Source organism: Streptomyces sp. NBC_01190 (assembly GCF_045039895.1).
Lineage (GTDB): Bacteria > Actinomycetota > Actinomycetes > Streptomycetales > Streptomycetaceae > Actinacidiphila.
Genome location: NZ_CP108580.1, coordinates 6483752 through 6497996 on the forward strand (window position 1 = coordinate 6483752; position 14245 = coordinate 6497996).

The following is a 14245-nucleotide window of genomic DNA, read 5'->3' on the forward strand; positions in this document are numbered from 1 at the left end:
GGTTCCTTTCCGGATACGGCGCGCCGGTCCGCCCGCCGCGGACCGAGCGCTCGGACGGCTACTGCTTGCCGAGGCCGGCCGCGTCCACCGTCGGGCGGCCCTGCTCCTTGAGCACCTTGTTCAGCAGCGTCAGGTCGTAGATGCCGTCGAGCTTGGGCGCCTTGAGCAGACCGGCGGACACCGCGTGGTCCGCCTCCTCCTGCGCGGACTTGGCCAGCGGGTCGTCAAGCACCTGGATGGACTTCCACGCCGGGTCGAGGACGTCGGCCGGCAGCGCCTTCTGGGTCAGCGCCTTCAACTGGTCGTTGGCGTCGGCCTTCGCCTGGTCCGAGTTGGCGTTGATCCAGGCGTTGGTCTTCACCGAGCCGCGCAGCACCGCCTCCACCACGTCGGGGTGAGCGGACAGGAACTTCTGCGACACGATCACATTGGTGATCACGAATTTCTGGTCCGGCCACAGCGTGCTCTCGTCGAGCAGCACCTTGGCGCCTTCGCTGACCAGCTTGGACGCGGTGGGTTCCGGCACCCACGCGCCGTCGATGGAGCCGGCCTTGTACGCGTCGGGGGTGATCTTGTTGTCGGTGCGGATCACCGACACATCGCCCTTGCCGCTCTGCGCGTCGACCTTCCAGCCCTTGGACTTGATCCAGGCGAGCAGCGCCACGTCCTGGGTGTTGCCGAGCTGCGGGGTGGCGATCTTCTTGCCCTTGACGTCGTCCAGGGTCTTGATCTTCTTGGGGTTGACCACCAGCTTGACGCCGCCCGAGGCGGAGCCGGAGATGATCCGCAGGCTGCTGCCGTTCGACTTGGTGTATCCGTTGATCGAGGGGGAGGGGCCGATCCAGCCGATGTCGATCGAACCGGCGTTGAGCGCCTCGATCTCGGCGGGCCCCGCGTTGAAGGTGGCCTGCTTGATCTTGGTGGCGCCCAGTTCCTTCTGGAAGAAGCCCTCTTTGAGCCCGACCAGCGCGGTGGCGTGCGTCAGGTTCGGGAAGTAGCCGATCCGCACCTCGTCGGCGGAGAGCTTCTTGGCGCCCGAGGCGGCCGCGGGGGCGGTGCTCGCGTCGTCGCTGTCGGACTTCTTGTCGTCGGAACCGTAGCCGCAGGCGGCCAGCGCGCCGAAGAGGATCGGCAGGGCGGCCGCCGCGGCGACGAGTCTGCGGCGACGGGCGGTGCGGAGTGCGGGGCGGTACTGGGCAGACACGGAAGTGTCCTTTCGTAAGGCCCGGCGTGTCGCGTCCCGTCAGGACGCGGCCGGAAGGTCGTCAGGTCTTCGAAAGCGGTGCAGCGGAGTGCGTGCAGCGCGGCGGGGGCGTACGGCGGCGGTCGCGGTCCGGCCGCGGACCGTGACCAGGGGCGTCAGCGCACACATCGCGCCACCCCGCCCGTACCGGAACCGAGCGAGCCGCTGCCGACGCGGCCGCCCTCCTTCGCGAAGCCCGAGAAAGCGTCTGTCCCCATGATCAGAAGTCCCATCCCTCGTTGTGCGCGGCGGCCCGCGCCGCCTGCCCGGCGGCGTTGCTGGGGTCGGCGGTGTCGTTGGGGTCTTCGGTGTCCCGCTCCCGCGCGGCGAAAGCCTCGCCGGCCATGCCCGCGGTCAACGTCGTACCGTCCGCCGCGTCGATCAGCAGAAACGATCCGGTCAGCCGCGAGTCGGCGTAGGCGTCCATCGGCAGCGGCTCCGCGGTCCGCAGCACCACCAGGCCGATGTCGTTGACCGCGAGCTGCGCCGGCTCCTCCTCGCGCGCCAGTCCCGACGACAGGTCGATCCGGTACGGCAGCGCCTTGACGATCGCCTTCACCGTCCGCGTCGCGTGCTTGAGCAGCACCCGCTCACCGACCCGCAGCGGCCGCTCGTGCAGGTGGCACACGGTGGCCCGGATGTCCTGGGTGACCGCGGGCGCGGACGCGGTCGGCGCGATCAGATCGCCGCGGGAGACGTCGAGGTCGTCGGCGAGCAGCACCGTCACCGACTGCGGCGCCCAGGCGGTGTCCACGGCGTGCCCGAGCGCGTCGATCCCGCTGATGGTGGTGGTCCGGCCGGAGGGCAGCACGGTGACCCGCTCGCCGACCCGCAGCACACCGGAGGCGAGCTGGCCCGCGTAGCCGCGGTAGTCCGGGTGCTCCGCGCTCTGCGGCCTGATCACGTACTGCACCGGGAAGCGGGCCGGGCTGGGGGCGGCGGCCCCCGCCGCGGACAGGCTGACGGTGAGGTCGTGGCTGACCGGGACCGTCTCCAGGTGTTCGAGCACGGTCGGCCCGCCGTACCAGTCCATGTGCGCCGACGGCTCCACCACGTTGTCACCGGCCAGCGCCGAGATCGGGATGGCGACGATCTCCGGCACGCCGAGCGAGGCCGCGTACGCGGTGAACTCCTCGGCTATGGCGGCGAACACCGGCTCGGCGTAGTCGACCAGGTCCATCTTGTTGACGGCGAGCACCACATGCGGCACCCGCAGCAGCGCGGCGACCGCCGCGTGCCTGCGGGTCTGCTCCACCACGCCGTTGCGGGCGTCGACCAGCACCACGGCGAGCGAGGCGGTGGAGGCGCCGGTCACCATGTTCCGGGTGTACTGCACATGGCCCGGCGTGTCGGCGAGGATGAACCGGCGGCGGGCGGTGGCGAAGTAGCGGTAGGCCACATCGATGGTGATGCCCTGCTCGCGTTCGGCCCGCAGCCCGTCGGTGAGCAGCGCCAGGTCCGGCGCGTCCTGGCCGCGACTGAGCGACGCCCGCTCGACCGCCTCCAGTTGATCGGTCAGCACCGACTTGGAGTCGTGCAGCAGCCGGCCCACCAGGGTGGACTTGCCGTCGTCGACGGAGCCGGCGGTGGCGAAGCGCAGCAGCGTGGTGGCCGACAACTGCTCGGCGGTGAGCGGACCGGCGGTGCTGGTCATGGTTAGAAGTACCCCTCGCGCTTGCGGTCTTCCATCGCGGCCTCGGAGAGCTTGTCATCCGCCCGGGTCGCGCCCCGCTCGGTCAGCCGGGAGGCGGCGATCTCGGTGATCACGGCGTCGAGCGTGGTGGCGCCGGAGTCGACCGCGCCGGTGCAGGACATGTCGCCGACCGTGCGGTAGCGCACCAGCCGGGTCTGCACGCGTTCGTGTCCCCGGGGGCCGCCCCACTCGCCGGCGGTGAGCCACATGCCGCCCCGCTCGAAGACCTCCCGCTCGTGCGCGAAGTAGATCGCGGGCAGGCTGATCCGCTCCCGGGCGATGTACTGCCAGACGTCCAGCTCGGTCCAGTTGGAGAGCGGGAAGACCCGGACGTGCTCGCCGGCCGTGTGCCGGCCGTTGTAGAGCGACCACAGCTCGGGGCGCTGGCGGCGCGGATCCCACTGGGAGAACTCGTCCCGCAGCGAGAAGACCCGCTCCTTGGCCCTGGCCTTCTCCTCGTCGCGCCGGCCGCCGCCGAAGACCGCGTCGAAGCCGTGGCGTTGGATCGCCTCGGTCAGCGGCACGGTCTGGAGCGGGTTGCGGGTGCCGTCCGGGCGCTCACGCAGCCGTCCGTCGTCGATGTAGTCCTGCACCTTCGCCACGTGCAGCCGCAGACCGTGCTCGGCGACGGTGCGGTCCCGGTAGTCCAGCACCTCGGGGAAGTTGTGGCCGGTGTCGACGTGCAGCAGCGAGAAGGGCACCGGGGCGGGCGCGAACGCCTTCAGCGCCAGGTGCAGCATGACGATCGAGTCCTTGCCGCCGGAGAAGAGGATCACCGGCCGCTCGAACTCACCCGCCACCTCACGGAAGATGTGCACGGCCTCGGATTCGAGCGCGTCCAGGTGCGTCAGCACGTACGGACTGCCGACGGCCTCGGCGTTCGCGATGACGGACGTCATACGGAGCTGCCCCTTTCGCTCGGTACCCCGGGTGCGTCGGGTGCGCTCGGTGCGCCGGCCCCGCCCGGCTCGATCGATGTGCCGCCGGCCAGGCCCCTCGCGGCGAGCAGCCCGTGCACGGCCGCCGCGGACTCCTCGACGGTCCGCTCGTGCGTCTCGATCCGCAGGTCCGGCCGCTCCGGGATCTCGTACGGATCGTCCACGCCGGTCAGACCGGTGAGTTCGCCGGCCGCCTGCCGGGCGTACAGGCCCTTGACGTCCCGGACCGAGCAGACGTCGACCGGGGTGGCGACGTGGACCTCGACGTAGCGCGTGCCCCGCGCCCGGTGGCGCTTGCGGACCGCCTCGCGGCTGTCCGCGTACGGAGCGATCACCGGGACCAGCACCAGCACCCCGTGTGAGGCGAGCAGTTCGGCGACGAAACCGATCCGCTCCACATTGGTGTGCCGGTCCTCGCGGCTGAAACCGAGTCCCGCCGACAGGAACGCGCGGATCTCGTCGCCGTCGAGCACCTCGACCGGCCGGCCCTCAGCGCGCAGCCGCTCGGCGAGGGCGTACGCGATGGTGGTCTTGCCCGCGCTCGGCAGACCGGTGAGCCAGACGGTGGCCCCGGCGCCCATCCCGACCTCCAGGTGTGTTGTCACAGATGGATCCCGCACTCGGTCTTGCCGAGACCGGCCCAGCGCCCGGCGCGGGCGTCCTCGCCGCCCTGCACCCGGCGGGTGCAGGGCGCGCAGCCGACCGAGGCGTAACCGTCCGTCAGCAGCGGGTTGGTGAGCACCCCGTGCTCGGCGACGTAAGCCTCCACGTCCGCCTGCGTCCAGCGGGCGATCGGGGCGATCTTGACCTTCCGGCGCTTGGCGTCCCAGCCGACGACCGGGGTGCCGGCCCGGGTCGGCGACTCGTCGCGGCGCAGCCCGGTGGCCCAGGCGTCGTAGCCGCGCAGGGCCTCCTCCAGCGGGGCGACCTTGCGCAGCGCGCAGCACCGGTCCGGGTCGCGGTCGTGGAGCTTGGGGCCGTACGCGGCGTCCTGCTCCGCGACGGTCTGCTTCGGGGTGGCGGTCAGCACGTTGACATCCATGACGGCCGCCACGGCGTCCCGGGTGCCGATGGTCTCCGGGAAGTGGTAGCCGGTGTCGAGGAAGACGACGTCGACGCCGGGCATCGCCCGAGCGGCCAGATGGGAGACGACGGCGTCCTCCATCGAGGAGGTGACGCAGAAGCGCGGGCCGAAGGTGTCGGCGGCCCAGCGCAGCACGTCGAGCGCGGGCGCCTCCTCCAGGTCGCTCGCGGCCTGTTCGGCGAGGTGGCGCAGCTGGTCGGCGGTGTGGGGTGCGGTGGTCATGAGGCTCCTCCGTCCTGAGGGTCCTGGGGCCGCGCGGCGGTGAACCCGTCGGCGAGCAGCCCGAGGAACTTCAGTCGGAATGCCCGGTTGCACGCCCGGCATTCCCAGGCGCCATGGCCTTCCTCGGAGGGACGCAGGTCCTCGTCCCCGCAGTAGGGGCAGTAGAACGGCGCGGCGCGTTCCGTCACGACAGGGCCTCTTCGTCCGCCCGCGCCGCCCACTGGGCGAAGCGCTCGCCCGCGGCGCGCTCGCTCCCGAAGCGGGTGAGCAACCGCTCGACGTAGTCCGGGAGTTCGTCGGCGGTGACCTTCAGACCGCGGATCTTGCGGCCGAATCCGGGGTCGAGGCCGAGACCGCCGCCGAGGTGCACCTGATAGCCCTCGACCTGCTGACCGTCGGCGTCCGTGACCAGTTGGCCCTTGAGGCCGATGTCGGCGACCTGGATCCGGGCGCAGGAGTTGGGGCAGCCGTTGATGTTGATGGTGACAGGCTCGTCGAACTCCGGGAGCCTGCGCTCCAGTTCGTCGATGAGGGAGGCGCCGCGGGCCTTGGTCTCGACGATGGCGAGCTTGCAGAACTCGATACCGGTGCAGGCCATGGTGCCGCGCCGGAAGGGCGACGGGGTGACCTGGAGGTCGAGTGCCTCCAGGCCCGCGGTCAGCGACTCGACCCGGGACTCCTCGACGTCCAGCACGATCATCTTCTGGTCGGTGGTCGTGGTCAGCCGCCCCGAGCCGTGGCCCTCGGCCAGCTCGGCGATCTTGCTGAGGGTGGCGCCGTCGATCCGGCCCACCCGGGCGGCGAAGCCCACGTAGTAGCGGCCGTCCTGCTGCCGGTGCACACCGATGTGGTCGCGCCACACTTGACGCGGCTGCTCGGGCGCGGGTCCGTCGATCAGCTCCCGCTTCAGGTACTCGTCCTGGAGCACCTGGCGGAACTTCGCCGCGCCCCAGTCGGCGACGAGGAACTTCAGCCGGGCGCGGGTGCGCAGCCGGCGGTAGCCGTAGTCGCGGAAGATGCCGATCACACCGGCCCAGACGTCCGGTACCTCGGCGAGCGGTACCCAGGCGCCGAGCCGCACGCCCAGCTTGGGGTTGGTCGACAGACCGCCGCCGACCCACAGGTCGAAGCCGGGGCCGTGCTCGGGGTGCTCGACCCCGACGAACGCGATGTCGTTGATCTCGTGCACCACGTCGAGCAGCGGGGAGCCGGAGATCGCGGTCTTGAACTTGCGCGGCAGGTTGGAGAACTCCTTGCTGCCGATGAAACGCTCGTTGATCTCGTCGATCGCCGGGGTGCCGTCGATGATCTCGTCGGCGGCGATGCCGGCCACCGGGGAGCCGAGGACCACGCGGGGGGTGTCACCGCACGCCTCGGTGGTGGACAGGCCGACCGCCTCCAGCCGGCGCCAGATCTCCGGGACGTCCTCGATCCTGATCCAGTGGTACTGGATGTTCTGCCGGTCGGTGAGGTCGGCGGTGCCGCGGGCGAACTCCTGGGAGATCTCGCCGATGACCTTGAGCTGGGCGACGGTGAGCCGGCCGCCGTCGATGCGGACCCGCATCATGAAGAAGCGGTCGTCCAGCTCCTCCGGCTCCAGGATCGCGGTGCGCCCGCCGTCGATGCCGGGGCGGCGCTGGGTGTAAAGACCCCACCAGCGCATCCGCCCGCGCAGATCGGCGCCGTCGATGGAGTCGAAGCCGCGGTGGGCGTAGACGGTCTCGATCCGGGCCCGCACGTTGAGGCCGTCGTCGTCCTTCTTCGTCTGCTCGTTGGCGTTCAGCGGGGTGAAGTGGCCCATCGCCCACTGGCCCTCACCGCGGTGCCGCCCGGCCTTGCGGCGCACGGCGGCGCCCGGCTCGGGGGTGCTCCCCTCGGGGGTCTGTGGCTGGTCGGGGCTGGAAGCCATCGCGTTGCGTCCTTCGAGCAGGCAGGGATACGGGTCGGTTCGGCGCGGGAGTGCCCAACGGCCGGGAAAGAGCGGACGGATGCTCGACGCTCGGCCGGTCGACGGGCGGGCCACGCGTCCACGACGACGGGGACAGCGGTGTGGCGCGGGAGCCGTCAGGCCGCCGGACAGATGGCGCTGGAAACGCGGCAGAAGTCGACATGCGGCCGACCTACCAAGGCGATTCCAGTGCGTGACATGTCGAAAGCGTGGCACGCGGGTCTCGGGGGAGTCCACCAGGATCCACCATGTGGACCACTTTATCCCACATGTCGAGACTCGGCCTCCGTCGCGGACGGCGGTGCGGATGGCGTGGACGGCGGTACGGACGGCGCCGCGGACCCGGCTACCGGCCCCGCCACGGTGCTGTGGGTCACCCGGAAGCCGCGCCGCCGGTAGTTGGGCAGCGCGTACGGGCCGTCGAGCGAGCAGGTGTGCAGCCACACGCGCCGGGTCGGCGGCCGCCCCGGCTGCCGTTCGGCCAGGTCCCAGGCGCGCGCCGCGCCGTAGGACAGCAGGTGCCCGCCGACGCCGAGGCCGCGCGAGCGCGGCAGCAGCCCGAAGTAGACGATCTCCACCGCGCCGCCGTCCTGGGCGTCCAGCTCCATGTAACCCGCCGGGGTGCCGTGCCGGTAGGCCACCCACACCTCGCAGCCCGGCCGCTCCAGGTGCGCCTGCCACCGCTCCGGCGGCCACGCCAGCCGGTCGGTCCAGGAGCAGTCGCCGCCCACCGCCGTATACAGGAACCGCCCGAACTCCCCCGACGGCTCCCCGGCCCGTACGATCCGCACGCCGCCGGCCGGGGCCGGTACGGGGGCGGGCCGCAGTTCGTCCGGCGCGGTCAGTTCGAGAAACCAGGTGGTCACGGCTTCGGCGCTCATGCCGGCCACCCTAAGCCGAGCGCCACCCGGGGCGCGATGCGCGCCCACAGGCAGCGGTGGGCACCCCGTGGGCAGCAGTGGGCAGCCGTGCCTCCGGGCCGGCCGGCCACGGTCATCCGCGCTCCGCCAGCACCGCGGGCGCCGCGGAACCCGGCAGCAGGTCCGCCGGGCGGCGCGGGCGGATCAGCCGGACCTCGACCCCGTCGGCGAACCGGTAGGGCCGGTGCGCCAGCACCCCGGCCAGGTTGCGTCGCAGCCGCGACAGCTCGGCGCGGACCGTGACCGTACGGCCGGGGTCGCCGAACAGGTCGCCGGCCAGCTCGGCCGCCGTCCGGCCCGAGCGGTGCACCGCCAGCACGAACAGCAGCTCCGCGTGGCGCGGGGTGAGCCGCTGGGTCCAGCCGCCCGCGGGCCCCGACACCGTCACCAGCCCGCCGCGCGGCCGGCTCAGATCCAGCACCACCTGGCTCGCCGGCGCCCGCTCCCGCCCGTTCACCCGCACCAGCCAGCCGCCCGGCAGCGGTTCGAGCCCGCACAGGCCGAGCGACGGCAGCCACACCTGCCCCGCCTCCACCGACACCGGCAGCCCGACCCGGTCCACGGGCGGCATCCCGGTCACCGCGGCCGTCCAGCCGTTGTGGTCGACGGCCAGCGCCTTTCCCTCGATGCGGGCCAGCAGTGGCGCGGCGATCGAGCGCAGCCGCTCGAGCGCGGTCCACATCCTGGCCCGCAGCTCCCCCTCGGCCACCCGCGCCACCGCCGACACCAGCGACAAGGTGGCCGGGTGCGCGCCCGCCGCCGGGCCGCTCACGTCCACCACCCCGAGCAGCCGCCCGTCGCGCGGGTCGTGCAGCGGCGAGGCGGAGCAGGTCCAGCCGTGATGCGTCCTGACGAAGTGCTCGGCCGAGTGCACCTGGACAGGGCTACGGGTGATCAGCGCGGTCCCGATCGCGTTGGTGCCCGCCACGTCCTCGGTCCACAGGGCTCCCTCGGCGAGGCCGAGCCGGTCCGCGCTCTTGCGGACCGCGAGGCTGCCGTCCCGCCACAGCACCCGGCCCTCGGCGTCGCTGACCACCATGATGTGCCAGGCGGCGTCCGCCACCGGGACCAGCCCGTCGCGCAGCGCCGGCAGCATCTCCAGGAGCGGCGTGGCCCGCCGGCGCTGCTCGATCTCGTCGGTGCCCAGCGGCTTGCTGTGCCGCCCGGCGGCCGGGTCGAGTCCCGAGTTCAGCATCCGGTTCCAGGACTCGCGGATCACCCGGCGCGGCGGCAGGGGCGGCACACCACCCGCCAGCGTGGCCTCGTGGACCGAGGCGAGCAGATGGGTCGACGCGCGCGGGACCGGCAGGTCCGGCCGTCCCGGCCCGATCGGTAGATGTGCCACTGAGCCGCCGCCCCCTGAGTGCCCGCCGGTACCGCATGACCGCCGGTACTGCTCCGATGGTGTCCCGTGCTGTCCCATGGTGCCGCCGCGGCGGCCGGCTTGTCCGGTTTGCCGCACATCCCTTGCAACGGGCTGCAACCGTTGCGAGACTATGCGGCTTCGACGCAGAGTGACGTCGCGTCACCGCACCCGGGAGACCGGTCCTGCGAGTGGCGTGCCGACCGGCCCATGGGACCGGGGGTGGTGCCGAGTCGGCGCGGCGCCACCCTCACATCAACCCCTGCCACCGGCTCGCCCACCCGGCCGCGGACCCACCGCCGTGGTCAGCCGGCCACCTCGACCCTCGCCCGGTCCACGATCGAGGCCAGGTCGACCGTGTGCGGCAGCGTCCCGAAGGTCGACCCCCAGTCACCGCCGAGCCGCGAGGCGCAGAAGGCGTCCGCGACTGCGGGCGGCGCGAACCGCACCAGCAGCGAACCCTGGAGCACCAGCGCCATCCGCTCCACGATCCGCCGGGCCCGCGCCTCCATCCCCGCCAGGTCGGCGAGCTCACCCAGCAGGTCCTTGATGGCCCGGTCCAGCCGGTGGTCCGCGCCCCGGGCCGACCCGATCTCAGCGAGGAAGGCGTTGAGCGCCGCCGGTTCACGCCCCAACACCCGCAGCACATCGAGCGCTTGGACGTTCCCCGAGCCTTCCCACACCGAATTCAGCGGCGACTCGCGGAAGATCCGGGGCATCCCCGACTCCTCGACGTAGCCGTTGCCGCCCAGGCACTCCAGCGCCTCGGCCGCCACCGCCGAACACCGCTTCGTCACCCAGAACTTGGTGACGGCCACCGCCAACCGCCGGAAAGCGCGCTCCTGTTCGGTGTCCGCGTCGTAGGCCGCGGCCAGCCGCAGCGCCGTGGTGGTCGCCGCCTCCGACTCCAGCGCCAGGTCGGCCAGCACGTTGCGCATCAGCGGCTTGTCCGCCAGCGGGCCGCCGAACGCCTCCCGGTAGGTGGCGTGGTGCACGGCCTGGGCGACCGCCTGCCGCATCAGCGCCGCCGAGCCGAGTGCGCAGTCCAGCCGGGTCGCCGCGACCATCTCGATGATGGTGGCCACCCCGCGGCCCTCCTCGCCCACCCGCCGCGCCCAGGTCCCGTCGAACTCCACCTCGGCGGAGGCGTTCGAGCGGTTGCCCAGCTTGTCCTTCAGCCGCTGGATGGTGAAGACGTTCCGGCTGCCGTCCGCGAGCACCCGGGGCAGCAGAAAGCAGGTCAGGCCGTCCCGCCCCGACGCGGACGCCTGGGCCAGCACCAGGAAGCCGTCCGACATGGGGGCCGAGCAGAACCACTTGTGACCGGTGAGGGCGTAGGTGCCGTCCTCGGCGAGCGGCCGCGCCCTGGTGGTGTTGGCCCGCACGTCCGAGCCGCCCTGCTTCTCCGTCATGCCCATCCCGAAGAGCGCCCCCGGTTTGGCGCCGGGCGCCGCCAGCCGCGGGTCGTAGGTCCGCGCGCCCAGCCGTGGCTCCCACTCGGCGGCCAGCGCCGGATCGGTGCGCAGCGCGGGCACCGCCGCGTGCGTCATCGAGACCGGGCAGCCGTGGCCCGCCTCGGCCTGGGACCAGACCAGGAAGCCGGCGGCGCGGCGCAGATGGCCGTCGGGCCGCGACCACGCGTCGGTCAGCCCCGCCGAGACCGCGTGGCCCAGCAGCCGGTGCCAGGAGGGATGGAAGTCGACCTCGTCGATCCGGTGGCCGTAGCGGTCGTGGGTGCGCAGCACCGGTGTGACGGTGTTCGCCTCGGTGGCCCAGAGCTGGGCCTGGGCCGAACCCGCGGCCCGGCCGAGCTCCGCGAGTTCCCCGCTGATCTCAGGGAGGCGGCCCGGCTCGGCGTGCCGCGCCACGGCCTCGGTGAGGGCGGCGTCGGTGGTGTAGACGTCGTGACCCACCAGCGGCGGTACCTGGTTCTCGACGGTGTGAGTGGAGGTGCTCATGGCAGCTAACGTAAGGGGGTGCGAGCAGCAGAGGAAAGAAGCCACCGGCGGCCGAACCGGTGGCGCAGGGTCCGCGCCCTGTATCGCAACGTTTCCAAGCGCAAGGTGGCCTGGCTGCTGCTCAAGGACACCGTCGACTCCTGCATGGAGTACCGGGTCACCGGACTCGCCGCGGAGGCCGCCTTCTTCGTCCTGCTGTCGCTGCCGCCGCTGCTGCTCGGCCTGGTCGGCGCGCTCGGTTACGTCGACACGGTGATCGGTCTCGACACCATCGACCACATCCGGCACAGCATCCTCACCGCGTCCGCCACCGTGCTCTCCGACAAGGGCGTCAACGAACTGGTGAAGCCGCTGGTGGACGACGTCTTCCACGGCCGCAGACCCGACCTGATATCGCTGGGCTTCCTGATCGCCCTGTGGTCCGGGTCGCGCGCGGTGAACGTCTTCGTGGACACCATCACCATCATGTACGGCCTGGAGGGCCGCCGCGGCATCGTCAAGACCCGGCTGATGTCGCTGGTGCTCTACGTGGTCGCGCTGCTGCTCGGCGCCGCGGTGCTGCCGCTGCTGGTGGCCGGCCCCGACGCGGTGACCAACTGGCTGCCCGGCGGTGAGGGCGTCGTCCACGTGCTCTACTGGCCCGGCGTCCTACTGGCCTCGATCGCCTTCCTCACCACGCTCTACCACGTGTCCGTGCCGGTGAGGTCGCCCTGGTACGAGGACGTGCCGGGCGCGCTGGTCGCGCTGCTCATGTGGGTGATCGGCAGCTTCATCCTACGGATCTACCTCACCCACACCGTCGAGGGCCCGACCATCTACGGATCGCTGGCCGCGCCGGTCGCCGTGCTGCTCTGGATCGGGGTGTCGGCGTTCGCGGTGCTGGTCGGCGCGGCGGTCAACGCGGCGGTGGACCGGGTGTGGCCCTCGCTGGCCACCGCGGCGGCCCGCGAGGAGACCGCGCGGCTGCGGGAGGCCGCCGCCGCGAAGGTGGTGGCAAGGGCCGCCGCCGACCTCGCCGTGGTGGAGAACGAGGAGGACCACCCGGACTTCGACGACGCGCCGTCGGAGTACCCGGAGCGGTGGGCCGGGTTTCTGCCGCCGGGCGACGTACGGGCCCGGTTGCGGCCCCGGCGGCCGGGACCGGTGCTCTATCCCCAGCAGGGGCAGGGGCAGGGGCAGGAACAGGAGCCGGGGACAAGTGGCGTGCCGGGGCCGGGGCCGGGGGCGGACACCGGGCCGGGTACTGGCGGCGACGCGTGGCCCGATATGTGGTCAGGGGCGGGGCCGCTGGCCTGGTCCGAGCAGGAGTTGACCGCGGGCCCGCCTCCGCGGCGGCCGGCGTTCCCGAGCCCTGAACACCCCCCGGCCGGGTCACCGCCCGGGCCGCGGCAGCCGCGTTCCGCCCCGCCCGTCCAACCTCCGGCGCATCCTGCCCATCCCGGGCCTTCGGTAGCGCCTGCCCGTCCCGTGGTCCCGCCGCCCCAGTCGCCGTCCCCGCCGTACCCGCCGGCCGTCGCCCCCTGGCCGGGCGAGGACCAGGACCGCTGAACCGTCCGGTCGCCGTGTGCCATGTCTGCGCCATGTCCTGCACCATGGGGGACATGGCCGACGGATATCGGGAACGGGAGACGCGGCTGCCCGGGGTCACGGTGTGGACCCGCGGCAGTGGCGGCGGGCGGTACCGGGTGCTGCCGGACGGCTGCATGGACCTGATCTGGTACGACGGCGGGCTGCTCATCGCCGGGCCCGACACGGTCGCGCAGCTCGCGGACGACAAGCCGGGCGGCCGGTACGCCGGGCTGCGGTTCGCCCCCGGCGCGGGGCCCGCGCTGCTGAGCGTCCCGGCCCGGGAACTGCGGAACTCACGGGTACCGCTGGACGCGGCGTGGGCCGGGACCGCCGCGCGGCTGCTGACCGAGCGGATCGCCGCCGACCCGGCGGCCGGCCTCGAGACGTGGGCGCGGCAGCGGATCCGCGCCGCCGGACCGGCCGACCCGCTGACCGCCGCGGTCGCCGCCGCCCTGGGCGCGGGCCACCCCGTCGCCGCGGTGGCCGCCCGTACCGGGCTGGGTGAGCGGCAGTTGCGCCGCCGCTGTGCGGCCGCGTTCGGATACGGGCCCAAGACCCTGGCCCGGGTGCTCCGCCTTCAGCGCGCGCTGACCCTGGCCCGGGCGGGTACCCCCTACGCGACCGTCGCCGCCGAGTCCGGCTACGCCGACCAGCCCCACCTTTCCCGTGAGGTACGGGCGCTGACCGGGGTGCCGCTGACCGAACTGCTCGCGGAATAGCGGGCAGTTCGGGGGACCGTGCTCAGCACCCGCTCCCGCTCGCCGTCCGAGCGGCCCTACGCCTCCGGGCCGGCCGCCGCGCCGGAACTCGCGCCGGACGCCGCGAAGAGGTCCACGGTGTTGCCGTCCGGGTCGTGCAGGACCGCGTACCGCTGGCCCCAGAAGGCGTCCCACGGCTTGAGGTGACCGGCGTGGCCCGCCTCGGTCAGCTCGGTCCAGAGCGCGTCCACGCCCTCCGGGGTGCCGCAGTCGAAGGCGAGCGAGACCCGGGCGCCGGTGGCCGGGGACCACCCGGGGTCGAAGGAGCGGATCGTCTCCTGGGTGTCCCAGCCGATCCGCAGGCCGCCCGGCAGCGCGGCCTCCACATGCGGCCGGCCGTCCGCCTCGGCGGGCAGGTCGATACCGAGCCGCCGGTAGAAGGCCAGTGAGGCGGCCATGTCCGCCACGGTGAGGCCGATCATGTCGAAACGGGGTACTGCGCTGCGTGCTGTCATGCCGTCCACGTTAGACAGGACGGGCCCGCGCGTCGTGAAGGAAACGGACACCCGCCCACGCCCGAAGGATCTCCGCAAGGTCCGCACCGAGTCA

The 14245-nt window shown here is 72.9% G+C and carries 13 protein-coding genes and 1 pseudogene; 2 read left to right on the top strand and 12 right to left on the bottom strand.

What is annotated here, in order from left to right:
- Positions 1-58: 58 nt before the first annotated feature.
- The 11 genes from OG519_RS27215 to OG519_RS27265 all read right to left on the bottom strand — a co-directional run bounded on the left by OG519_RS27215 (position 59) and on the right by OG519_RS27265 (position 11369).
- Positions 59-1204, bottom strand: a complete 1146-nt coding sequence (locus OG519_RS27215) for an aliphatic sulfonate ABC transporter substrate-binding protein (protein WP_405589114.1) — start codon at positions 1202-1204, stop codon at positions 59-61.
- A 259-nt stretch (positions 1205-1463) separates the two neighbouring features.
- Positions 1464-2897, bottom strand: a complete 1434-nt coding sequence (locus OG519_RS27220; protein WP_405589116.1) for a sulfate adenylyltransferase subunit 1 — start codon at positions 2895-2897, stop codon at positions 1464-1466.
- Between the two features lie 2 nt (positions 2898-2899).
- A complete protein-coding gene (gene cysD, locus OG519_RS27225) occupies positions 2900-3835 on the bottom strand; it encodes a sulfate adenylyltransferase subunit CysD (RefSeq protein ID WP_405589119.1) in 936 nt (311 codons plus the stop codon).
- Positions 3832-4455 carry an adenylyl-sulfate kinase gene (cysC, locus tag OG519_RS27230; protein ID WP_405593045.1) on the bottom strand — a complete coding sequence of 208 codons (624 nt, stop codon included), beginning with the start codon at positions 4453-4455 and terminating at the stop codon, positions 3832-3834. Before cysC ends, cysD begins: the two co-directional genes overlap by 4 nt.
- Before the next feature lie 20 nt (positions 4456-4475).
- Positions 4476-5180, bottom strand: a complete 705-nt coding sequence (locus tag OG519_RS27235; protein ID WP_405589120.1) for a phosphoadenylyl-sulfate reductase — start codon at positions 5178-5180, stop codon at positions 4476-4478.
- Entirely contained in the window at positions 5177-5368 is a 192-nt protein-coding gene (locus OG519_RS27240; protein WP_405589123.1) for a hypothetical protein, read from the bottom strand. Before OG519_RS27240 ends, OG519_RS27235 begins: the two co-directional genes overlap by 4 nt.
- Positions 5365-7089 carry a nitrite/sulfite reductase gene (locus tag OG519_RS27245; RefSeq protein ID WP_405589125.1) on the bottom strand — a complete coding sequence of 575 codons (1725 nt, stop codon included), beginning with the start codon at positions 7087-7089 and terminating at the stop codon, positions 5365-5367. The genes OG519_RS27240 and OG519_RS27245 overlap by 4 nt, the downstream gene beginning before the upstream one ends.
- A gap of 155 nt (positions 7090-7244) precedes the next feature.
- On the bottom strand, positions 7245-7328 hold the full coding sequence (locus OG519_RS27250) for a putative leader peptide (RefSeq protein WP_322935262.1): 84 nt from the start codon (positions 7326-7328) through the stop codon (positions 7245-7247).
- 60 nt (positions 7329-7388) lie between these two features.
- Positions 7389-8009: a GNAT family N-acetyltransferase gene (locus tag OG519_RS27255; RefSeq protein WP_405589127.1), complete on the bottom strand. Its 621-nt coding sequence runs from the start codon at positions 8007-8009 to the stop codon at positions 7389-7391.
- 112 nt (positions 8010-8121) lie between these two features.
- Entirely contained in the window at positions 8122-9393 is a 1272-nt protein-coding gene (locus OG519_RS27260) for a GAF domain-containing protein (protein WP_405589129.1), read from the bottom strand.
- A 323-nt stretch (positions 9394-9716) separates the two neighbouring features.
- On the bottom strand, positions 9717-11369 hold the full coding sequence (locus tag OG519_RS27265) for an acyl-CoA dehydrogenase family protein (RefSeq protein WP_405589132.1): 1653 nt from the start codon (positions 11367-11369) through the stop codon (positions 9717-9719).
- A gap of 18 nt (positions 11370-11387) precedes the next feature.
- On the opposite strand from OG519_RS27265, the pseudogene OG519_RS27270 reads away from it, so the two are divergent.
- A pseudogene (locus OG519_RS27270) lies at positions 11388-12608 on the top strand (YihY/virulence factor BrkB family protein); the annotation flags it as partial.
- 353 nt (positions 12609-12961) lie between these two features.
- Positions 12962-13657: a helix-turn-helix domain-containing protein gene (locus OG519_RS27275; RefSeq protein ID WP_405593047.1), complete on the top strand. Its 696-nt coding sequence runs from the start codon at positions 12962-12964 to the stop codon at positions 13655-13657.
- Positions 13658-13713: 56 nt separating this feature from the next.
- Here the strand turns inward: OG519_RS27275 and OG519_RS27280 are convergent, their stop codons facing one another.
- Positions 13714-14151, bottom strand: coding sequence for a VOC family protein (locus OG519_RS27280; RefSeq protein WP_405589135.1), 438 nt, complete (start codon positions 14149-14151; stop codon positions 13714-13716).
- Positions 14152-14245: the final 94 nt, after the last annotated feature.

Coding starts and splice junctions, on each gene's coding strand:
- OG519_RS27275 (WP_405593047.1), top strand. CDS start 12,962: ATGGGGGACATGGCCGACGGATATCGGGAACGGGAGACGCGGCTGCCC.
- OG519_RS27265 (WP_405589132.1), bottom strand. CDS start 11,369: ATGAGCACCTCCACTCACACCGTCGAGAACCAGGTACCGCCGCTGGTG.
- OG519_RS27220 (WP_405589116.1), bottom strand. CDS start 2,897: ATGACCAGCACCGCCGGTCCGCTCACCGCCGAGCAGTTGTCGGCCACC.
- OG519_RS27280 (WP_405589135.1), bottom strand. CDS start 14,151: ATGACAGCACGCAGCGCAGTACCCCGTTTCGACATGATCGGCCTCACC.
- cysD (WP_405589119.1), bottom strand. CDS start 3,835: ATGACGTCCGTCATCGCGAACGCCGAGGCCGTCGGCAGTCCGTACGTG.
- OG519_RS27255 (WP_405589127.1), bottom strand. CDS start 8,009: ATGAGCGCCGAAGCCGTGACCACCTGGTTTCTCGAACTGACCGCGCCG.
- OG519_RS27235 (WP_405589120.1), bottom strand. CDS start 5,180: ATGACCACCGCACCCCACACCGCCGACCAGCTGCGCCACCTCGCCGAA.
- cysC (WP_405593045.1), bottom strand. CDS start 4,455: ATGGGCGCCGGGGCCACCGTCTGGCTCACCGGTCTGCCGAGCGCGGGC.
- OG519_RS27245 (WP_405589125.1), bottom strand. CDS start 7,089: ATGGCTTCCAGCCCCGACCAGCCACAGACCCCCGAGGGGAGCACCCCC.
- OG519_RS27250 (WP_322935262.1), bottom strand. CDS start 7,328: ATGTCACGCACTGGAATCGCCTTGGTAGGTCGGCCGCATGTCGACTTC.